At 70.0% G+C, this 20849-nt stretch carries 18 protein-coding genes and 1 tRNA gene; 13 read left to right on the plus strand and 6 right to left on the minus strand.

Annotated features, from left to right (window positions below; all coding sequences use genetic code 11):
- The first annotated feature begins 71 nt into the window (after positions 1 to 71).
- From purB to WEF05_04595, 11 genes are all read left to right on the plus strand, one after another.
- Positions 72 to 1391, plus strand: a complete 1320-nt coding sequence (purB, locus tag WEF05_04545; protein ID MEX1101166.1) for an adenylosuccinate lyase — start codon at positions 72 to 74, stop codon at positions 1389 to 1391.
- Between the two features lie 2 nt (positions 1392 to 1393).
- Positions 1394 to 2338: a phosphoribosylaminoimidazolesuccinocarboxamide synthase gene (locus tag WEF05_04550; protein ID MEX1101167.1), complete on the plus strand. Its 945-nt coding sequence runs from the start codon at positions 1394 to 1396 to the stop codon at positions 2336 to 2338.
- Positions 2335 to 2595: a phosphoribosylformylglycinamidine synthase subunit PurS gene (gene purS / locus WEF05_04555; GenBank protein MEX1101168.1), complete on the plus strand. Its 261-nt coding sequence runs from the start codon at positions 2335 to 2337 to the stop codon at positions 2593 to 2595. The genes WEF05_04550 and purS overlap by 4 nt, the downstream gene beginning before the upstream one ends.
- A gap of 10 nt (positions 2596 to 2605) precedes the next feature.
- On the plus strand, positions 2606 to 3307 hold the full coding sequence (gene purQ / locus WEF05_04560) for a phosphoribosylformylglycinamidine synthase subunit PurQ (GenBank protein MEX1101169.1): 702 nt from the start codon (positions 2606 to 2608) through the stop codon (positions 3305 to 3307).
- Positions 3308 to 3309: 2 nt separating this feature from the next.
- The gene (purL, locus tag WEF05_04565; protein MEX1101170.1) at positions 3310 to 5517 is read left to right on the plus strand and encodes a phosphoribosylformylglycinamidine synthase subunit PurL; all 2208 of its coding nucleotides are present in this window, start codon (positions 3310 to 3312) and stop codon (positions 5515 to 5517) included.
- Between the two features lie 88 nt (positions 5518 to 5605).
- Positions 5606 to 6112, plus strand: a complete 507-nt coding sequence (locus WEF05_04570; protein MEX1101171.1) for an RNA polymerase sigma factor — start codon at positions 5606 to 5608, stop codon at positions 6110 to 6112.
- The gene (locus WEF05_04575; protein MEX1101172.1) at positions 6109 to 6732 is read left to right on the plus strand and encodes a methylated-DNA--[protein]-cysteine S-methyltransferase; all 624 of its coding nucleotides are present in this window, start codon (positions 6109 to 6111) and stop codon (positions 6730 to 6732) included. The genes WEF05_04570 and WEF05_04575 overlap by 4 nt, the downstream gene beginning before the upstream one ends.
- 67 nt (positions 6733 to 6799) lie before the next feature.
- Positions 6800 to 8518, plus strand: a complete 1719-nt coding sequence (locus WEF05_04580; GenBank protein ID MEX1101173.1) for a PAS domain-containing protein — start codon at positions 6800 to 6802, stop codon at positions 8516 to 8518.
- 33 nt (positions 8519 to 8551) lie between these two features.
- Positions 8552 to 10009, plus strand: a complete 1458-nt coding sequence (purF, locus tag WEF05_04585; protein ID MEX1101174.1) for an amidophosphoribosyltransferase — start codon at positions 8552 to 8554, stop codon at positions 10007 to 10009.
- Positions 10010 to 10031: 22 nt separating this feature from the next.
- Positions 10032 to 11045 (plus strand): phosphoribosylformylglycinamidine cyclo-ligase, encoded by a 1014-nt coding sequence (gene purM / locus WEF05_04590; GenBank protein MEX1101175.1) that lies wholly within the window; start codon positions 10032 to 10034, stop codon positions 11043 to 11045.
- Positions 11046 to 11196: 151 nt separating this feature from the next.
- On the plus strand, positions 11197 to 11595 hold the full coding sequence (locus WEF05_04595; GenBank protein MEX1101176.1) for a response regulator: 399 nt from the start codon (positions 11197 to 11199) through the stop codon (positions 11593 to 11595).
- A 21-nt stretch (positions 11596 to 11616) separates the two neighbouring features.
- On the opposite strand, the gene WEF05_04600 is transcribed toward WEF05_04595, so the two are convergent.
- Genes WEF05_04600 through WEF05_04620 form a run of 5 tightly spaced genes read right to left on the minus strand, consistent with a single transcriptional unit; the run spans position 11617 to position 15130 of the window.
- Complete coding sequence (locus WEF05_04600) at positions 11617 to 12021, minus strand: hotdog domain-containing protein (GenBank protein ID MEX1101177.1); 405 nt, start codon at positions 12019 to 12021, stop codon at positions 11617 to 11619.
- Positions 12022 to 12034: 13 nt separating this feature from the next.
- On the minus strand, positions 12035 to 12256 hold the full coding sequence (locus WEF05_04605) for a hypothetical protein (protein ID MEX1101178.1): 222 nt from the start codon (positions 12254 to 12256) through the stop codon (positions 12035 to 12037).
- 24 nt (positions 12257 to 12280) lie between these two features.
- On the minus strand, positions 12281 to 13198 hold the full coding sequence (locus WEF05_04610; GenBank protein MEX1101179.1) for a cobalamin-binding protein: 918 nt from the start codon (positions 13196 to 13198) through the stop codon (positions 12281 to 12283).
- Positions 13195 to 14166: an alpha-ketoacid dehydrogenase subunit beta gene (locus tag WEF05_04615; protein ID MEX1101180.1), complete on the minus strand. Its 972-nt coding sequence runs from the start codon at positions 14164 to 14166 to the stop codon at positions 13195 to 13197. Before WEF05_04615 ends, WEF05_04610 begins: the two co-directional genes overlap by 4 nt.
- Positions 14159 to 15130 (minus strand): thiamine pyrophosphate-dependent enzyme, encoded by a 972-nt coding sequence (locus WEF05_04620; protein MEX1101181.1) that lies wholly within the window; start codon positions 15128 to 15130, stop codon positions 14159 to 14161. The genes WEF05_04615 and WEF05_04620 overlap by 8 nt, the downstream gene beginning before the upstream one ends.
- Before the next feature lie 196 nt (positions 15131 to 15326).
- Here WEF05_04620 and WEF05_04625 point away from each other — a divergent pair, with 196 nt between their 5' ends.
- Entirely contained in the window at positions 15327 to 16133 is an 807-nt protein-coding gene (locus WEF05_04625) for a hypothetical protein (protein ID MEX1101182.1), read from the plus strand.
- 1 nt (position 16134) lies between these two features.
- Here WEF05_04625 and WEF05_04630 read toward each other — a convergent pair.
- Positions 16135 to 16210, minus strand: a tRNA-Phe gene (locus tag WEF05_04630).
- 383 nt (positions 16211 to 16593) lie between these two features.
- Here WEF05_04630 and WEF05_04635 point away from each other — a divergent pair.
- A complete protein-coding gene (locus WEF05_04635) occupies positions 16594 to 20820 on the plus strand; it encodes a hypothetical protein (GenBank protein MEX1101183.1) in 4227 nt (1408 codons plus the stop codon).
- The last annotated feature ends 29 nt before the right edge of the window (positions 20821 to 20849 follow it).

Below are 20849 nucleotides of genomic sequence, written 5' to 3' on the forward strand. Positions count from 1 at the left end.
GACCCGACCGCTCGACCTCCCGCCACCACCGGTCCATGCTCCCGGCGACCGACCCTGCCCGGGGCGGCGCCGTGATCCCGCGTTACTCCCAGCCGGAGATGGCCGAGGTCTGGACCGACGCCTCCCGGATGGAGCGCTGGCTCGAGATCGAGATCTGCGCCGTGGAGGCCCGTGCCGCGCTCGGCGACGTGCCCGCCTCCGACGCGGTGGCGATCCGCGAACACGCCTCGGTCGACGTGCACCGGGCCCTCGAGCTCGAGCGCATCACCCGCCACGACGTCGCCGCTTTCGTCCAGGCGGTCGGGGAGACGAGCCCCGAGGCGGCGCGCTGGCTGCACTTCGGGATGACCTCCTCGGACGTGCTCGACACGGGGTTCGCGCTGCAGCTGCGCGACGCGGCCGACATCCTGCTGCGGCGCCTCGAGCGGCTGCTCGGCGTGACGACGCGGCTTGCGCTGGAGCACCGCACGACCGTGATGGCCGGGCGCAGCCACGGGATCCACGCCGAGCCGACGAGCTTCGGGCACAAGGTCGCGATCTGGGCCTTCGAGCTTGCCCGCGATCGCGAACGGATCCGGCGGGGGCGAGAGATCGTGAGCGTCGGCAAGCTCTCGGGAGCCGTCGGCTCCTACTCCCAACTCGACTCCCGTGTCGAGGAGCTGGTCATGGGACGCCTCGGGCTGCGCGCCGCCGAGGCGTCGAACCAGATCGTGCAGCGTGACCGGCACGCCGAATACCTCGGAGCATTGGCGATCACCGCCTCGACGCTCGACAAGATCGCGACCGAGATCCGCCACCTCGCGCGGACCGAGGTCCGCGAGGTGGCGGAGCCGTTCGCCGAAGGGCAGAAGGGCTCGTCGGCGATGCCGCACAAGCGGAACCCGGTCGCCAGCGAGCGCATCAGCGGACTCGCGCGCGTGATCCGCGCGAACCAGCACGCCGCGCTGGAGAATGTCGCGTTGTGGCACGAACGCGACATCTCCCATTCGTCGGCCGAGCGCGTGATCTTCCCGGACTCGACGGGCCTGCTCGACTTCATGCTCCTCGAGATGACGAAGGTGCTCGAGGGACTCCGGATCCATCCGGAGCGCATGCGGGAGAACCTCGCGTCCGACGGTGGGCTCGCGTTCAGCCAGAGCGTGCTGCTCGCGCTCGTCGACGCGGGCCTGCCGCGTGACGATGCGTACCGGATCGTGCAGACCGCGGCGGCCACGGCGTGGGACGAGGGGGGAGACTTCCGCGCGGACCTCGGATCGAACCCGGAGGTCGCGCGGCTGCTGTCGCCCGAGGAGCTGAACGCGCTGTTCGACCCGGCGCGGTTCCTGCGCAACCTCGATGTCGTCTTCGACCGCCTCCAGCGGTTGCCGGTCGAGGCGGGGACGGAGGACTGACCGTGGCGACCGCGGGCGACCTGCTCGCGCGGGGGAAGGTCCGCGACATCTACGACGCGGGAGACGATCGCCTGCTGCTGGTCGCCAGCGATCGGCTCAGCGCGTTCGACGTGATCCTGCCCAACCCGATCCCGGACAAGGGGCGGGTGCTCACCGGGCTCGCGCTGTTCTGGTTCGAACGCACGGCCGACCTCGTCGCCAACCATGTGCTCACGGCCGAACGCTGGCGCTTCCCCGAACCGTTCGCGCACGACACGGACCTATCGGGGCGTGCCACGCTCGTCCTACGCGCCGACGTGATCCCGGTCGAATGCGTCGCACGCGGCTACCTGTCCGGATCGGGATGGATCCAGTACCGCGCGTCCGGCGAGGTCTGCGGCGTCTCGCTGCCGAACGGACTCGCGGAGTCCGAACGGCTGCCCGAGCCGATCTTCACGCCGACCACGAAGGCCGAGGAGGGTCACGACCTTCCGATCACCCTCGAGCAGACCGAGGAGCTGGTCGGACGCGGGCTGGCGCGCAAGCTCCAGGAGGTCACCCTGACCCTCTACGAGCGGCTCGCGGCGCTGGCGTCCGAACGCGGCGTCATCCTGGCCGACACGAAGTTCGAGTTCGGCTTCCGCAACGGCGAGCTGATCCTCGTCGACGAGATCGGAACGCCGGACTCCTCGCGCTTCTGGCCGGCCGACGCGTACCGCCCCGGCGGACCGCAGCCGAGCTTCGACAAGCAGTACGTCCGCGACTGGCTCGACGCGAGCGGATGGGACCACGAACCGCCGCCGCCCGAGCTTCCTCCCGAGGTCGTCGAGCAGACTGCGGCTCGGTACCGTGAAGCCTATGAGCGGCTCACCGGTGAACGGTTCGATCACTACCGCCACCGGATGGGCGTGATCGACGAGGCGCAGTGGGACGCGAAGAACACCGGTCGAGCGCAGGAGGGTCCATGAGGTACGGCTTCGAGGTCCTGGTGTCGCTGAAGCCGGGACTGCTCGACCCGCAGGGCAAGGCCGTCGAGGGATCGCTGCCCGCGTTGGGGTGGACGAACGTGGCGGGGGTGCGTGTCGGCAAGCACATCGCGCTCACCGTCGAAGCCGCCGATGCGGCATCCGCGCGCGCGCAGGTCGAACAGATGGCCGAGCGGCTGCTGTCGAACCCGGTGATCGAGGATTTCCAGATCCTCGCGGCGGAGGAGCTCGTCGAGTGAAGGTGGGGTCGTGAGCTCCCGGATCGGCGTCGTCACCTTCCCGGGCTCGCTCGATGATCGCGACGCGCTGCGCGCGGTCACCACGATGGGGGGAGACGCGGTTCCGCTGTGGCACGGCGCGCACGACCTTCGGGGGGTCGACGCCGTGATCCTCCCGGGAGGCTTCAGCTACGGTGACTACCTGCGCACGGGAGCGCTCGCGCGCTTCGCCGACGTGATGGACGAGGTCCGCGACTTCGCTCGCGGGGGCGGTCCCGTGCTGGGGATCTGCAACGGGTTCCAGATCCTGTGCGAGGCCGGGTTGCTACCCGGCGCCCTGTCCCGGAACGCGTCGTTGCGGTTCCTGTGCCGCACCGTTCCGCTGCGGGTAGAGACGTCCGCGACCCCGGTCACCGGCCGGCTCGTGCCGGGCGAGGTGGTCGAGATCCCGATCAAGCACGGGGAGGGACGGTACGTCGCGGACGGCGACCTGCTCGCGCGGCTCGAGGACGAGGGACAGGTCGTGTTCCGGTACGCGCACGCCGACGGCACGGTGGACGAGCGCGCCAACCCGAACGGGAGCGCCGCCTCGATCGCCGGTGTTCGCAACGACGCCGGCAACGTCGTCGGCTTGATGCCCCACCCCGAGCACGCCGTCGACCCCGACGTCGGGCCGGTGGGAGGCCAGCCCCTGTTCGCCTCCCTGCTCGAGCACGTCGGCGCGAGGGTCTGACCGTGGGGGCCGACGGCCGCGAGCCGCTGTTCCGCAGCCTCGGTCTCACCGACGAGGAGTACGGAGAGATCCGCGAGACGCTCGGGCGGGAGCCCGAGCGCGCCGAGCTGGCGATGTACGCGGCGATGTGGTCCGAGCACTGCTCCTACAAGTCCAGCAAGGTCCATCTGCGCACCCTGCCCACCGAAGGAGACGCGGTGCTGGTCGGTCCCGGACAGGACGCGGGCGCCGTGGACATCGGCGACGGGCAGGCCGTCGTGTTCAAGATCGAGAGCCACTCGCACCCGAGCGCGATCGAGCCCTACCAGGGCGCGGCGACCGGTGTGGGTGGCATCGTGCGCGACATCATCTCGATGGGCGCCCGGCCGGTCGCCTTGATGGATCCGCTCCGGTTCGGTCCGCTCGAGGATCCACGCAACCGCTGGCTGGTCGCGGGTGTCGTCGCGGGCATCGGCGGCTACGGCAACTGCATCGGCGTGCCGACGGTCGGCGGCGAGATCGCCTTCGCGCAGCCGCACACGAAGAACCCGACCGTCAACGTGCTCTGCGCGGGGATCGCCCCGGCCGATCGCCTCGTGACCTCCGCGATGCAGGTGCACGAGGGATCGCTCATGGTCCTGTTCGGGGCGGCGACCGGCCGCGACGGGATCGGTGGGGTATCGGTCCTGGCCAGCGCCACCCTCGAGGAAGGCGCCGAGGGTGCGCGCCCGAGGGTGCAGATCGGGGACCCGTTCGCCGAGAAGCTGTTGATCGAAGCCTCGCTCGAGCTCGTGGAGCGCGGCCTGCTCGAGGGACTCCAGGATCTCGGTGGCGCCGGGCTCACCTGTGCGGTCAGCGAGTCGGCGGCGCGCGCCGGCCTCGGCGCCGAGCTCGACCTGGACGCGGTGCCGCTGCGTGAGGCCGGCATGGAGGACTTCGAGATCCTCACGAGCGAGTCGCAGGAGCGGATGCTCGCGATCGTCGCGCCCGAGCGACTCGACGAGGTCCGGACCGTCTGCGAGAAGTGGGGCCTGAACGGCGTCGTCGTCGCGCGAACGGTCGCGGGCGGTGAGCTGACGGCGCGGTTCGGGGGCGAGGTCGTAGCGAGGGTGCCCGCGCGATCGCTGACCGACGACGCGCCCGAGTACGAACGGCGAAAGTCCGCGCCGGCCGATCTCGGGGAGCGACACGAGGACGACCCGACCTTCGCGACCGTTACCGTCAAGGCGGAGGAGGCGTTCTTCACGATCCTCGGCGCTCCGAACATCGCGAGCAAGCGCTGGGCCTTCGAGCAGTACGACTCGCTCGTGCAGGGCAACACGATCGCGGGACCGGGTGGTGACGCGGCGTTGATCCGCGTGCCGGGAACCCTCAAGGCGCTCGCACTCTCGACGGACGGGAAGGGGCGGTTCGGCCAGCTCGACCCCTACCTGGGTGCCGCGCACTCGGTCGCCGAGGCCGCGCGGAACGTCGCCTGCGCCGGAGCGCGCCCGCTCGCGATCACGAACTGCCTCAACTTCGGCAACCCGGAGCGCCCGGAGGTGATGTGGCAGTTCGCGGAGTCGATCCGCGGGATCGCCGACGCGTGCCGCGCGTTCGACACGCCGGTGACCGGCGGGAACGTGAGCTTCTACAACGAGTCGGGCGACTCGACGATCTGGCCGACCCCGGTGATCGGGATGCTCGGGCTGCTCGAGGATCACCGCCTGCGCGTGCGGACGGGGTTCCGCGGGCCGGGCACGTTCGTCTACCTGTTGGGCGAGACCCTCCCCGAGCTCGGGGGGTCCGAGTTCGCCGAGGCCGTCCTCGGACGCCGGTCGGGGCGCCCCCCGGCGCTCGACTTCGCGCGGGAGCGCTCCCTCCACGATCTGCTGATCCGGGCCGCCGCCGGTGACCTGCTCGTGTCGGCGCACGACTGCGGTGACGGCGGGCTCGCGGTCGCGCTCGCCGAGTCGGCGATCGCGGGGGACGCGGGGTTCGCGGTGACACTGCCCGACGACGTTCCGTGGTACGTGTCGCTGTTCTCCGAGAGCGCGTCCCGCGCGGTCGTCTCGGTCGACGAGGCCAAGGCGGGGGTCTTCGAGACGCTCTCCTCCGAGGTGGGCGTTCCGGCGTTGCGGATCGGAGAGACCGGTGGACCGAGGATCTCGATCGATCAGATCCTCGAGACCACCGTCGAAGCGGCCCGGGACGCGCACATCTCCACGTTGCCGGACCTGCTCGGCGCCTGACGCTCGTGGCGGTCCCGGCCGGCTTTCACGTTCCGCGGGCCCGGCGCGTTGTTCCTTCGATGGACCCGAAGAGCAAGCGCAGAGGCGGATGAGCGGCCGGGTAGCCGTTCCACCGTTCACCGAGCTCGTGGAGGAGCACCGGGCGATGGTGCACCGGTTCCTGACGGTCGCGGTCGGCCCGCTCGAGGCCGACGACTGCTTCCAGGAGACCTTCCTCGCCGCGCTCCGCGCCTACCCACGGCTGGAGCACGCCGACGCGCTCGATCGATGGCTGCTGCGGATCGCGACGCGCAAGGCGCTCGATCACCACCGCGGACGACGGCGTCGTCCGGAGCCGTCCGAGACCGTCGATGCCGCCGATGCCGCGCTCGCCGGCCGGCCGGAGAGCGGTGCGTCGGCCTCGCCCGATCTCGGCGACCCCCTCTGGTCCGCGGTCGCGAGCCTGCCGCCTCGCCAGCGCGCCGCGGTGGTGCATCGCTACGTGCTCGATCTGCCGTACGCGGAGATCGGACGTCTGATGGAAAGCTCGACCGAAGCGGCCCGCGCGAACGTCGCGGCTGCGATGCGAACCCTGCGATCGGAGGTATCCCGATGAACGGAGCGACCGAACCCCGCGGACGCGACCTGCGTCGCCTGGCTGCCGGCGCGGATGCGCGCTCGGCCGAGCTCACCGACGCTCTCGCCGACGCGGCCGACGAGCGAGGTCTGGTCGACGTCGGCATCGGCTGGGTGGACTCTCCCCTCGGGCGGCTGGCCGTCGCCGTCACGCGTCGCGGCGTGCTGGAGATCGTCTTCCCCGACCGGGATCGCGACGACTGGCTGAGCTCGCTCGCGCGCGACGTGTCGCCGCGGATCCTCGAGTCGCCCACACGGGCCGAGCCCGTCCGACGCCAGCTCGACGAGTACTTCGCGCAGCGGCGAACGCGCTTCGACCTGCCGGTCGACCGCCGCTTGATCCGCGGATTCCAGGCGGCGACGCTGCGAGCGCTCGAGCGCGTTCCCTACGGCTCGACCTCGACTTACGGCGATCTGGCGCGCCGGGCGGGCAGTCCGAAGGCATCGCGTGCGATCGGGAGTGCGCTCGGGAGGAACCCGATCCCGATCGTGATCCCGTGCCATCGGGTGGTGCGCACGGGGGGTGCGCTCGGCGGATACGCCGGGGGCTTGGACCGCAAGCGGTTCCTGTTGGAGCTGGAGGGGTCGCTCAAGTCCTAGGCTCCAGGCACCCGGATCGCGTGTCGATGGGCATCGGGTACGACCCCGACCCGAATCGATCGCGACCGTGGATCCTCAGACTGCTCAGCAGAGCCCGCCAGAGGCGGGCGCGGCAGCCGCGCCGCGTCTGGACGTCGAGCGTGAGCTCCGTCGACGCGAAGCGATCCTGCACGCGGTGTCCGTCGCGGCGGAGCGGTTCCTCGCGGCGGAGTCCTGGACCGAGGTGATCGACGAGATCCTCGGGCAGCTCGGCACCGCCGCCGAGGTCAGCCGGGTCTACGTCTTCGAGAATCGGCGGACCGACGACCAGCGGGTGGTCTCCGACCAGCGCGCCGAGTGGGTCGCCCCCGGAGTCTCGGTACAGCTCGGGAACCCGGTCCTGCAGGGATTCGACTACGGCGCCGACGGCTACGGCGAGTGGGCTGCTCGGATGTCCCAGGGAGAGGCGGTGCAGGGCCACCTCGACGAGGTCGGTCCTCGCCAACGCGAGCTGTTCGCCGAACAGGACATCCTCTCGTTGCTGATGGTCCCGGTGTCGACCGACGCCGGTTGGTGGGGGTTCCTGGGTTTCGACGACTGTGTGGAGGGTCGCCGATTCCCCGCCGTCGAGGTCGAGGCCCTGCGTGCTGCTGCGAGCATCCTCGGGGCGGCGCTGCACCGGGAGAGGGCGCAGCGGGAGCTGTCCGAGGCCGAGGCCCGCTATCGCACCCTCGTCGAGCAGATCCCCGCCGCGATCCACATCTCTCGTCTCGACGTGAACGCCTCGACGATCTACATCAGCCCCCAGATCGAGCAGCTCTTCGGGTACACCCCCCAGGAATGGATCGCGAACCCGCGGCTGTGGTCCGAGCTGCTCCACGAGGACGATCGGGAGAGCGTCCTGGCCGCGAACGAGGGGTTCGTGCGGACCGGCGAGCCGTTCCGCATGACGTACCGGATGCACGCGCGCGACGGTCGGACGCTGTGGATCCGCGACGAGGCGGTGATGATCCGCGACGCCGACGGAGCGCCGGTCTCGATGCAGGGTCTGCTGATGGACGTGTCCGAAACCCGCAAGGTGGAGGAGGACCTTCAGCACAGTCTTGCCCTGCTCGAGCACGGAGACGCCGAGCGACGTGAGCTGCTGGCGCACCTGGTCAGCGCTCAGGAGCAGGAACGCGTCCGGATCGCCTCGGACATCCACGACGATCCGCTCCAGAAGCTCACCGCGGTCGGCATGCGCCTCGGCGGGCTGCGCCGAGAGCTCGGGGAGTCCGCGCCCGAAATGGTCCTGCAGCTCGAACGGACGATCTCGGGGGCGATCGCGAGCCTGCGCAACCTGTTGTTCGAGGTCCGCCCGCCCTCGCTCGACCGGGAGGGGATCGCGATCGCCCTCGCGCAGTACCTGCGGGAAGGAGCGACCCCCGAGGCGGAGCTGACGTGGGAGCTGGATGACCGGCTCACGGTCGAGCCTCCGCCGGAGGTCCGTGCGATCTGCTACCGGATCTGCCAGGAGGCGATCACCAACGTCCGTAAGCACGCGCGGGCCACCCATCTGAAGGTGGAGCTCGGCGATGACGGGGACTCGTTCCGCGTGCGGATCCACGACGATGGCATCGGGATCCGAACCGACGACCCGGGCACGGGGATCGGTCACCTCGGGATCCCCTCGATGCGCGAGCGAGCGGGCCTGGCGGGCGGCCGCCTGGACATCCGTGCGCGTCCCGGCGGCGGGACGACCGTCGAGGTCGTCATCCCGATCGCGGGTCCGTCCGCGGCCGGATCGGTCGGAGCCACCACGCCGTAGCGTTCCTCCGCACCGAGGTGGTCGGACAGGCCGGTGCTAGCATCGGAGGTCGTGGGAGCGGAGAGTCCCAAAGAGGAGTGCGGCCTGTTCGGGGTGTGGGCCCCGGGTGAGGACGTGGCTCGCCTGGCCTACTTCGGACTCTTCGCCCAGCAGCATCGCGGCCAGGAGAGCGCCGGGATCGCGGTCTCCGACGGCCACAACATCCTCGTCTACAAGGAGCTCGGTCTCGTCTCGCAGGTGTTCAACGAGGCGACGCTGTCCACCCTCCAGGGCGACCTCGGGATCGGTCACACGCGGTACTCCACCACGGGATCGACGACGTGGGAGAACGCCCAGCCCGCGTTCAAGACCGATGGAACGCACACACTCGCACTCGGCCACAACGGCAACCTCGTGAACACCGCCGAGCTCGCCGAGCGCGTCGGCTCGAAGGGTCGGGCGAGCACCGACTCCGACCTCGTAGCGACGCTGCTCGCTCGCCGGATGAACGGCGGCGGGCTGGGCGACGCCGCGATGGATGTGCTGCCGACGCTCCAGGGGGCGTTCTCGTTCGTGCTGATGGACGAGCGGAGCATCTACGCGGCGCGGGATCCCTGGGGTGTGCGTCCGCTGTCGATCGGCCGTCTGGCGAGCGGGTTCTGCGTCGCGTCGGAGACCTGCGCGCTCGACATCGTCGGGGCGACCCTCGTCCGCGACGTCGAGCCCGGAGAGCTGATCCGGATCGACGACCGGGGGATCCACTCCGAGCGGTTCGCGGCGTCGCCGCGCAAGGCGCTGTGCATCTTCGAGTACGTCTACCTCGCACGGCCCGACTCGCGGATCGGCGACACGCTCGTGCTCGAGGCGCGGCGCGAGATGGGCCGCCGCCTGGCGGTGGAGGCGCCTGCCGAGGCCGACCTCGTGATCCCGGTGCCCGACACGGGGCATGCCGCCGCGCAGGGCTTCGCCGAGGTCTCGGGACTTCCCTACGGCGAGGGCCTGATGAAGAACCGCTACGTGGGGCGCACCTTCATCCAGCCCTCCCAGTCGCTGCGCGAGCGCGGGGTGAAACTCAAGCTCAACGTGATGCCCGACGCGGTGCGGGGCAAGCGGCTCGTCGTCGTGGACGACTCGATCGTTCGCGGGACCACGACGCGGCAGATCGTCCAGGCGTTGCGCGAGGCCGGCGCCACGGAGGTCCACACCCGCATCACCTGCCCGCCGATCAAGTGGCCGTGCTTCTACGGGATCGACTTCTCCACGCGTCAGGAGCTCGTCGCGTCGGACCTCGACGTCGACGAGATCCGCTCGTTCGTCGGGGCCGACACCCTCGGGTATCTCTCTCTGGACGGGATGGTCGAGGCGACCGGCGGCCGCAAGGAGGACTTCTGCCGGGCGTGCTTCGACGGCGAGTACGCGATCCCGATCCCGGAAGGGGCGGGGAAGTTCCTGCTCGAGGAGCAGCTCTCGCTGCCGTCGCAGCCCGAGCCGGCCGACGCCGGCGTCGAGTGAGCCTCCGGGGGTTCCCGGCGCGATGAGCGACGCGTACGCGCGGGCCGGGGTGGATCTCGACGCGGGGGCGAAGGCCGTCGCGTTGATCGGAGACCTCGCCCGTGCCGCACGCCGGCCGGAGATGCGCGAGGACCTGAAGGGGTTCGCGGGGCTGATGGACCTCGGCGACGGACGCTTGCTCGCCGCCGGTACCGACGGCGTCGGGACGAAGCTCGAGATCGCCCGGCAGGCCGGACGGCTCGGCACGGTCGGCATCGACCTCGTGGCGATGTGCGCGGACGACGTCGTGTGCACCGGGGCGGAGCCGTTGCTGTTCCTGGACTACCTCGCGGTCGGGGCGGTCGATCCCGAACGCGTCGCGGCGATCGTGGCCGGCGTCGCGGAGGGCTGTCGCCGCGCCAACTGCGCGCTGCTCGGGGGCGAGACCGCGGAGCATCCCGGAACGATGGAACCCAACGCGTTCGACCTCGCGGGCTTCTGCGTCGGGATCGTCCGGGAGGACGAGCTCCTCGGGGCGCACCGGGTCCGGGAGGGTGACGCGCTGGTCGGCCTGGCCTCGAGCGGACTGCACTCCAATGGTTACTCGTTGGTCCGCCGCGCGATGCTCGAGTCGGGAACGTTCCTGCTCGACGAGACTCCCGAGGGGCTCGATCGTCCGCTGGTCGACGAGCTCCTCGAGCCCACGACGATCTACGCTCCGCTGGTGCTCGACCTGGCGCATGGGGGACTGCTCCGCGCGGCGGCGCACGTCACCGGGGGAGGCATCGAAGAGAACCTGCCGCGGGTGTTTCCCGACGGGCTCGGTGCCCAGGTCGACGAGACGGCGTGGTCGCCGCCGCCGATCTTCGATCTCGTCCGTCGCGCCGCCGAGGCGTCGGCCGACGACATGCGAGCCACCTTCAACATGGGTGTCGGCATGATCCTCGTGGTCGCGCCCGAGGACGCCGATCGTGTCGCCGGCCTCGCGCGCGCGAAGGGGGTACCGGCGTCCACGATCGGCCGGGTCGTGCCCGGCTCCGGCGCGCGGTACACGTAGTCCCCGGCCTGCGCAGGTATCCGGGCTAGGTAGTCACCGCATCCCCCGGGGTCTCGGACGAAAGTCCCAGGTGCTAGGGCCACCGCCAGGAACGAAACCGTCCCAACGGCCGATTATCCGCAGGCGGTTCCCGGCCGTAGTTAGTAGGGACATGGACGCGACCCGGCAGGCTCCTCCCGCCTCCCACAGCGTGCTCGTCGTCGACGACGAGCCCCAAGTGGTGTGGGTGCTGCAGTTCTCCCTCGAGGCCGAGGGCTACGAGACGTTCTCGGCCCGGGACGGACGCGCGGCGATGAGCGCGATCGCGGAGAACCACCCGCACCTGCTCGTGCTCGACATCATGATGCCGACGATGGACGGCTGGAGCGTGCTCGAGGAGCTCCGACAGCTTCCCGAGGATCAGCGTCCGCGGGTCGTCGTCGTCTCCGCCCTCGCGAGCCTCCGCGATCGCGCGAAGGCTGCGGAGCTCGGAGCGGACGCCTTCGTGCCGAAGCCTTTCAACGTCGACGATCTGATCGGCGTGCTGCACGAGCTCGAACGAGCCAGCTGATCCGGCGCCGGCCGGTGTCGATCAGTGCCCGTAGCGCTGGTGGTCGGTGGGAACGACCGTGGTGCCGGTCGCTCTGCATGTGAGCACGGGCTCCGCGAGCATCTCGGCGGCGGACTCGGAGATGTCGGTGCGCGCCTGTGCCACCTTCCACACCTCGAACGCGCACGTGCGGCTCGTCGTGCCGACCTTCACGATGCGGCCCTTCGCCTCGATGAAGTCCCCCGCGTACAACGGCGCCAGGAACTCGACCGAGTCGTAGGCGCGGAACAGTCCCTCGTCGCCGTCGAACTTGATCGCCAGCTCGGTGATCAGATCGCCGATCAGCTGCAGCTGCGTCGCGCCGGCGACGAGATTGCCACCGTAGTGAGCGTCCTCCTGGCCGAGGCGAAGCCGGATCAGGGCGGTGGGCAGTTCTCGTTCGGACATGTCGGGACGCTCCTTACGGGCTGGCGGGGACGACCTTGCCGTGGCGCACGCCGCGGAGCGGAACCCGGGCGAGCTCGCCGGCCTTCGTGCGCACGAGGTAGGTCTGTGCGTCATCGTCGTAGTACTCGAAGGTGCCGACCACCTCGGTGATGTACCCGTTCGGCAGCTCGTACTGGAACGAGACGCGCTTGCCGACATCGGTGGTCGCGACGCGGTTGCTCGTTGAGGAAGCCATGGCGCCGCGAGGATACCGGACGGGTCAGCGCCCGGCCCGCGAGATGCGTCCGGGCGGCGGCTCCGGGAAGTCGTCGGGGTGGCCGGCCCAGGCGAGGATCTCCAACCCGTCCACCAGGCGCGGGCCCGGGCGGGAGAAGTAGGAGGTCGCGTCGGTCGCGTATATCGCGCCTTCGCGCGCCGCGTTCGTGTCGGCGAAGTCGGGGTTGGACAGCAGCCGAGGGGCTTCCTCCTCGGCCTCCTCGAGGTAGTAGCCGCACGGCATGAACACGACGATCTCCGGCATCGCATCGGCGATCTCGCGCCAGGTGACCTCCTTCGATCGCTGCCCTTTCTCGTTGAGCAGGTTCGTGGCGCCCGCCAGCTCGATCAGCTCGGGGATCCAGTGACCGCCCACCATCGGGGGATCGGACCACTCGAGGGCGAACATCCGAACGGTCGGCAGGCGCAGCGCTCGCCGCTTGATCGTCTCGACCCGCTCGCGGAGACCTTCGGCCAGCTCCTTCGCCCGTTCCTCCCGGTCGAGGAGCGTGCCCACGATCTCGAGCTGACCGATCGCCTCGCCCAAGGACTGCGGGTCGAGCGACACGACCTGGGCGTCGGGCAGTCCGAGCTCGTCGAGGGCTCGCTGGACCTGCCCGGTCGGGACGGCGCACACGCGGCACAGATCCTGGGTCAGGATCACGTCCGGCTGTTCGCGCGCGAGCAGTTCGCGGTCGAGCACGTACAGGGGCTGCTTGGCCGCCATCCGCTCACGAACGGCGGCATCGACGCGGCCCGGCGACAGCGGACGGTCCTGGGGCAGCGCCGTCCGGGACACCACGGGCTTGGTCGTCGCCTCGGCGGGGAAGTCGCACTCGTCGGTGACGCCGACGAGCTCGTCGCCCAGCTCCAGCGCGTAGACGATCTCGGTGGCCGAGGGCAGCAGCGAGACGATCTTCACGCGAGTACCTCCTGCACGGCGGCGCAGATCCGGTCGACGCCGGGCAGCCAGGCCTGCTCCAGCTGTCCCGGAGGATACGGGGTGTCCCAGCCGGTGACGCGCCGAACCGGGGCGAGGAGCTCGTCGAACGCGTGCTCCTGCACGAGTGCCGCGATCTCGGCGCCGATCCCGAGGGTGCGGGGCGCCTCGTGCACGACGACGACCCGGTGCGTCGTCCGCGCGGCGCCCACGATCGCCTCGACATCGAGCGGCGCGAGCGAACGCAGGTCGAGCACGTGTGCCTCGACCCCGGTCTCGGCGAGTCGGTCGGCGGCCTCGAGCGCCCGCTGGGTCATCGCGCCGTATGCAACGATCGCGACGTCCGCGCCGGCGCGCAGCTCTCGTGCCGCGCCGATCGCCGGACCGGCGGTCGTCAGCTCCCCGGACTCGCTCGAGCGGTAGCTCGCCTTCGGCTCGAGCACGACGACCGGGTCGGGGTCCTCGATCGCCAGGCGCAGCAGCCGATAGGCGTCGAGCGCCGACGACGGGACGACGACCTTGAGTCCCGGCGTGCTCGCGTAGATCGACTCGGGGCTCTCGCCGTGGTGCTCCTTGCCCCCGAGACCGCCGAAGGCCGGCATCCGCAGCACGATCGGCATGTCGGCGACACCGCGGATCCGGTTCCGATACTTCGCGACGTGCGACAGGATCTGCTCGAGCGCGGGGTGGGCGAACCCGTCGAACTGCAGCTCGACGACCGGACGGTAGCCGCGCAGGGCCAGCCCGATCGCAGCACCGACGAACCCGGCCTCGGAGACCGGAACGTCGAACACGCGCTCGCGTCCGAACTCGTCCTGCAGCCCCGCGGTGACGCCGAAGATGCCACCCGCGGCACCGACGTCCTCCCCGTAGACCAGCACCATGTCGTCGGCGGCCAGCGCGTCGCGCATCGCCGCGTTGAGCGCCTGGACCATCGTGACCTCAGGCACGGGGCGGCTCCCCGGCCTGACGCGTGGCCTCCCGTCGCTGCGCCTCGAACGACGAGGGGGGCTCCACGTAGACGAACGCGAACAGGTCGTCGACCGGCGGCGGCGGTGTCGCGACGAGCGCCTCGCGGACCCGCATCGCGAGCGCCTCGGCCTCCCGCTCGCAGGCGAGGACGAACCCCTCGTCCGCCACCCGCTCTGCCAGCAGGAACGCGCGGAACCGCGTGATCGGATCGAGCTCCCGCGCGAGCTCGACCTCGCGCGCGTCCCGGTAGCGGCTCGCGTCGTCGTTCGTCGAGTGCGGGCCGATCCGGTAGGTGATCGCCTCGATCAAGGTCGGTCCGTCCCCGCCGCGGGCACGCCGCACGGCGTCTCGTGTCACCTGGTGCACGGCGAGCACGTCATTGCCGTCGACGCGGATCCCCGGAAACCCGTAGCCGTCGGCGCGCCGCACGATCTCCCCCCGGAGCTGCTCCGCGAGCGGCGTCGTGATCGCCCACCCGTTGTTCTGGCACAGGATCACGAGCGGCGCGTCCCAGACGGCGGCCAGGTTCGCCGCCTCGTGGAAGTCGCCCTCCGAGGTCGCTCCGTCGCCGATGCAGCCGATCGCGACGGCGTCGCTGCCGTCGAGCTTGGCGCCGAGCGCCCATCCGACCGCGTGCGGCAGTTGCGTTCCCGTCGGGACGCAGATCGGCGCGAACCCCGACACGATCGGGTCGTAGGGCGCGCCGTGCCACGTTCCCCGGTGATAGCGCAGGTACGCGACCGGGTCGACGCCGCGCACGATCGCCATCGCGAGCTCGCGGAACGTCGGGAACACGATGTCGTCGGTCCCGAGAGCGAAGGCGGCACCGACCTGCGCGCCCTCCTGACCCTCGAACCCGGGGTAGGTGATCAGCTCGCCCTCGTTGGCCAACGTGATGCACTCGGCGTCGAGCCGGCGGGCCAGGACCATCCATCGCAGCAACGCGCGCTGGTCATCGGGCGCGACGTCGATCTCGCCCTCGCCGGTGCGCGAACCGTCGGGAGCGACGAGTCGCAGCGGGTGGGAGCCGTCGTGGATCGTGCGCGCCAGTGCTCTGCCCTCCCTCGCCGCGGTGGCGAGAGCATACCGAGGGCCCCACTGGAGCCGCGCCGGGGGCTGCGTCTACACTGACCGGGCGATGGTGCCCACCGGCTACTTGCGGCTGTTCCAGCCCCTTGAGGCGTTCCGACCGGAGGAACGCCGACGGTGGGAGCGCTACATCGACGAGGGCGGCCTGCCCGCCTCGGTCCCGACCCGCTACGTCCAGCGCGTGACCACTGGGCGACTCGGCGTGCTGGCGCCGGCGGGCGGAGAGCATGCCGACCTGCGCGTGGTCGACGGCGAGTGGTACGTGTGCCCGTGGCGAACGCGTCTTCGCGTGCTCGCCGGACTGCTCGGGTTCCGAGAGGCCAAGCCGATCGAGCTGGCCGACCAGTTCGTTCCCGCCGCCGAGGCGAAGCGGGCGTCGAAGGAACTGGCGCGGATGCGCCGCCGCAATCCGGACGCGGTGTCGTTCATCCACGAGAGTCCGTGGCACGTGCCGGTGCGGTGGTTCCTGCTGTTCCGAGACGAGGAGAAGCGTCTCGTCGAACGTCCGGAGGGCGGGTGGTACCTGCGGTACGCGACGCTCCAACGCAAGGCGACGCGCCGGGCGCAGGACGCCTATCCCGTGCTGCGCCGCGCCGAGCTCGGACCGATCGCCGACAACGTGCTCGAACTGCACGAGTGGCTGACCCAGTTCGACCCGCGCTCGCTGCTCGAGCTGGACTACGACGGGCTGTGCGACCTGATGACGTGGGACGAGCTGGACGACGACCACAGCGCCCGGGAGATCCACGAGGCGATGACGACCCTCGCCGCCGGCGAGTACCCGCGGGCGGCGGACCAGTACCAGAGCGTGCTCGGCCGCTGGGCCGAGGTCCGCAGCCGCGAGCAATTCAACTAGCTGGTGGCCAGGGGCAGAATCGAACTGCCGACACCGCGGTTTTCAGCCGCGTGCTCTGCCAACTGAGCTACCTGGCCCGGGCCGGTAGAAAACCTGGCAGAAATCGCCACCGAGGTCAGCACCAGCGCGTTTGAGTGTAGCGAGTGGAGGCGGGTATGGCCTTGGCAACGCCAACCTGGCCGGAAGGGTGCGTTCGGGACAGCCCTGCGTTGCTGTCCGTCACCGCGAAGACCATCCTGGCGCTTCCCTCTCTTCCACGTCCTGACTGCGATCCGAACCCACAATCCACGACCCCCTCGCGGCCTAGCCACGCAGGCTCGGCTGTGATTCCCGACGTTCGGCACCTAGGCAGCAGCCTCGGCCTGCGTGTATAAGGATGCGTCCGTCATAAACAGACCTGCGGACCCCGGCCGGGGTCAGCCTACGCCGCTCACCGGTATCGAGGAAAGGAGCAGCCCCCTTGCGCGTCCGCTGGATCCTCCTGATCGTCGTCGCGGCGGCCACCGCGTGGCTGCTTGCTACGCCCGCTCCCGCGGGCGCGGGAACGGCCTCGGTCCAGGTGACTCGCGGAAGCAGGCTCGTCTACACGGCGCCGGCAGGCGAGACCAACGCCGTGGTCATCACGGTCGCCGGCAGCACCTACTCGATCTTCGACGACGCTCCCGTCGTGGCTGGCAGCGGGTGCGTCCAGGTCACCGCCAACCAGGCGAACTGCACGGCAACTGTCACCTCTATCGTCATCAATCTCAACGACGGAAACGACTTCGTCCAGAGCGAGCCGGCGCTCACAACCACGATCAACGGTGGGACCGGGAACGACACGCTCATCTCAGGCAACGGAACCGGCACCCTCAACGGAGAGGACGGGGACGACTCCCTGCGCGGCCGGCTGGGCGCCGACATCTACAACGGCGGCGCGGGCGTCGACACAGCCTCCTACCAGGGTCACAACGTCTCCACCACGGTCAGTTACGACGGTGTGGCCAACGATGGAGCGAGTGGCGAGGGTGACAACGTGCAACCCGACGTGGAGAACTTCATCGGGGGCGACGGCAACGACGTCGTTACGGCAGATGCGGACGCCAACGTCCTCGACGGCAAGCTCGGCAACGACACCCTCAACGGAGTCGGTGGTGCCGACTCGCTCGAGGGGGGCGGGGGAAACGACACGCTGAACGGGGGCGACCAGCCCGACACGCTAGACGGTGGCGTCGGGGCGGACGCGATGAACGGAGGGGCACACTCCCTCATCATCCCGTGCGCCGTGTGTCCCGGCGGTGACACCGTCGACTACTCGTCTCGAACCAATGCCGTGGCGGTTGTCATCAATGGGATCGCCAACGACGGGGAGAACCTGGGCGCAGAGGGCGACAACGTCGGGACCGACGTTGAGGATCTGCTCGGGGGAAGCGGGAACGACACGTTCATCGGATCCCCCAGTGCGAACCGGTTCGACGGGAAGGCCGGCGATGACACGTTGAGCACGGGCGCCGGCAACGACGACCTGATCGGTGGGCCCGGAGCGGATGCCATGAACGGCGGCGACGACACCGACACCGTCGACTACGCATCCCGGACAGCCGGTGTGTCGATCAGCCAGAACGAGGTGGCCGACGACGGAGCACCCGGGGAGGGCGACAATGTGCGCGACACCGTTGAGGTCCTGATCGGTGGAGCGGGCGCCGACACGATCGCCGGAGGCGCAGCCGACAACGTGATCAAGGGCGGGCCCCTTCCCGATTCTCTCTCTGGCGGGAATGGATCCGACACGCTCGACTACACCCAGCGGACCACGGATGTCTCTGCTCAACTCGGCACGACCGACTGCGGCGGGATCGAGGATGACGACCCGGGGAGCCCGGTCAGCGAAGAGTTCGACAGTTGCGTGGGTTTCGAGCGACTCGACACGGGCTCGGGGAACGACTTCCTCGGAGGCGCGCGGGAGATGAACGGGGGGATCGGGAACGACTCTTTCAATCCGTTCCACGATGGAGCGATCTCCAACGGAGGGCCGGGAGACGATTCGTTCATCGGCCAGGGCAGCGGCATGGTCTACAACGGTGGCACCGGCATCGATGAGGTCGAGTTCCTCACGTTCTCCGCGAACTATGGGCCGCTGTCGATCACGATCGACGGAGTTGCGAACGACGGGGCGGCCGGGCAGAACCAGAACGTCGGGACAGATATCGAGAACATCGTCGGAGGTGTCAACAACGACACGATCACAGGCGATGGTGACTCGAACTCCATCGAGGGTGGCGGCGGCTTGGACATCATCGTCGGCGGTGACGGGAACGACGATCTGAGGGGAGGCGACGGGAACGACACGGTGAACGGCGGGGCCGGGGACGACACCCTGAACGGTGGCAGGGGGTCCGGCTTCCTCGGCAACGACGTCGACACGATCGTCGGGGGCATCGGTCACGACGTTGCCAGCTACGCAGACCACCTCGTCTCCCCGAACGACATCGGGCTGGAGATCTCGCTGGATGGTGTGGCCAACGACGGCTTCGAAACGGGCGAAGGCGACAACGTCGATCCCGACGTCGAAGACATCCTCGGGAGCGACGGACCTGACCACCTGATCGGTGACGCAGACGCCAATCGACTCTCGGGCAACGGAGGCGCGGACGTCCTCGACGGAGGGTGGGGTACGGACGTCCTGGAGGGCGGAGCAGACGAGGACACCGCCGATTACTCGAGCCGGAGTGCAGCTGTCGATCTTTCACTGGACGGCGCGGCGAACGACGGGGAAGGAGGAGGGGCCGAGGGCGACACGATATCGCCCGACGTCGAGAACCTCATCGGCGGTGCAGGAGGAGACGCACTGACCGGGGACGGCGCGGACAATGTCCTCACGGGCGGGGCCGGCAACGATGCGCTCGCGGGCGGCGGGGGGGTCGACGTTGTGTCCTACGCCGATCACTCCTCTGCCGTCGAGGCCAGCCTGTCCGCGGGAACCGGCGGATCCGCGGCCGAGAACGATGTTTTCTCCGACGCCGAAGCCCTTCGTGGCGGGTCGAATACAGACACGCTGACCGGGGACGCGGGACCGAACGAGCTCATGGGCGGCCCGGGAGGGGACACGTTGAACGGTCTCGGAGGGGACGACATGGAGGTAGGTGGCCCGGGAGGAGATCTCTTCAACGGCGGAGGCGGCATCGACACCGCCGACTACTCCGAGCATGAATTCGCCGGCTCCCCGTTGGGTCTCAACGTTTCGATCGACGATGCAGCGAACGATGGGGAGTCGGGCGAAGGCGACAACGTCCGCTCCAACATCGAGGTCGTGATCGGGTCGGTGCGAAACGACACGCTCCAGGGAAGCGAGCAGGCCGACACTCTGTTGGGTGGGGGTGGCAACGACACGCTGCTCGGGATGGGCGCTGACGACATCCTCGACGGTGGATCGAGCAACGACACGCTGGATGGAGGTCCGGGCGCGGACCGATTGGTCGGCGGTTCCGGTGCCGATACCGCGAGCTATGTGGGCCGAACGCAGTCCATCGAGGTCCGGCTTGACGGAGTCCCCAACGACGGGGAGGCCGGCGAGAACGACGACATCGGCCCCGACGTGGAAGGGGCGATCGGCGGGTCGAGTGACGACTCGCTGATCGGCGACGACGCTGCCAACGCTCTAAGTGGAGGGCCCGGCGAGGATCGACTCGAGGGCGCCGGAGGGGTCGACACGCTGGTCGGAGGCGATGCGGACGACAGGCTCGACGGAGGAGGCGCGGCCGACTCACTGATCGGTGGTGCGGGGTTCGACACGGCGGACTACTCGCTGCGCTCGACCGATCTGGCGATCACGATCGGGGCGGGCGCCAACGACGGGGAGGCAGGCGAGAACGACAACGTACAGGCGGATATCGAGCGGGTGGTGGGGGGATCGGGCGAAGACCAGCTGACGGGAGGCAGTGGCGACGACACGCTCGACGGAGGGCTCGGATCCGATGAGCTGACCGGAGGGGATGGCGACGACGCGCTCGACGGAGGGCTCGGATCCGATGGGCTGACAGGCGGCGGCGGCGTCGACGCTGCGGACTACTCGTCGCGCTCCGGACCTCTCGACGTGACCCTGGACGGCGTGGCGGGCGATGGAGAAGCAGGTGAGAACGACACGGTCGGCGCGGACGTGGAGTCGGTCGTCGGTGGATCGGGCGCCGACGTCATCGTCGGAAACTCGGGGGACAACGCGCTGACGGGCGGAGGCGGCAACGACTCGCTCATGGGATCGGGCGGGGCTGACACCATGGACGGTGGCAAGGGCGCAGACACCATGGACGGCGGCATGGGTGCGGACAGCTTCGCCGGTGGCGCCGGGAAGGATCTCGTGTCCTACGCTGCTCGCACGGCGCCGGTCGCAGCTTCACTTAACGGGACGGCCGACGACGGTCAGAGCGGGGAGGGCGACGATCTCGCTGCGGACGTCGAGAAGATCACGACGGGCAGCGGTGCCGACATCCTCCTCGGGAACGCGAAGGCCAACGTACTCACCGGCGGCAACGGTGCCGACCAGCTCACCGGTGCAGGTGGCAGGGACTCGTTCTCGGGCGGCGGCGGCGGGGATTCGATCGACGCTGAGGACGGAGTGGCCGACAAGGTGAAGTGCGGCGGCGGCACCGATGAGGTTCAGGCAGACTTGAGTCTGGACACGGTCGCGTCCGACTGCGAGAACGTGACCTGACGAGGCTGTTTGCCCCGAAGAGTATCCGC

Source organism: Actinomycetota bacterium, assembly GCA_040881665.1.
In the GTDB taxonomy this organism is placed as follows: domain Bacteria; phylum Actinomycetota; class UBA4738; order UBA4738; family HRBIN12; genus JBBDWR01.

Bases quoted from the DNA above. Each gene is read 5' to 3' on its own strand.
- WEF05_04600 (MEX1101177.1), bottom strand. From the start codon at position 12,021: ATGTCCGAACGAGAACTGCCCACCGCCCTGATCCGGCTTCGCCTCGGC.
- purS (MEX1101168.1), top strand. From the start codon at position 2,335: ATGAGGTACGGCTTCGAGGTCCTGGTGTCGCTGAAGCCGGGACTGCTC.
- WEF05_04570 (MEX1101171.1), top strand. From the start codon at position 5,606: ATGAGCGGCCGGGTAGCCGTTCCACCGTTCACCGAGCTCGTGGAGGAG.
- WEF05_04575 (MEX1101172.1), top strand. From the start codon at position 6,109: ATGAACGGAGCGACCGAACCCCGCGGACGCGACCTGCGTCGCCTGGCT.
- purM (MEX1101175.1), top strand. From the start codon at position 10,032: ATGAGCGACGCGTACGCGCGGGCCGGGGTGGATCTCGACGCGGGGGCG.
- WEF05_04625 (MEX1101182.1), top strand. From the start codon at position 15,327: ATGGTGCCCACCGGCTACTTGCGGCTGTTCCAGCCCCTTGAGGCGTTC.
- WEF05_04595 (MEX1101176.1), top strand. From the start codon at position 11,197: ATGGACGCGACCCGGCAGGCTCCTCCCGCCTCCCACAGCGTGCTCGTC.
- WEF05_04605 (MEX1101178.1), bottom strand. From the start codon at position 12,256: ATGGCTTCCTCAACGAGCAACCGCGTCGCGACCACCGATGTCGGCAAG.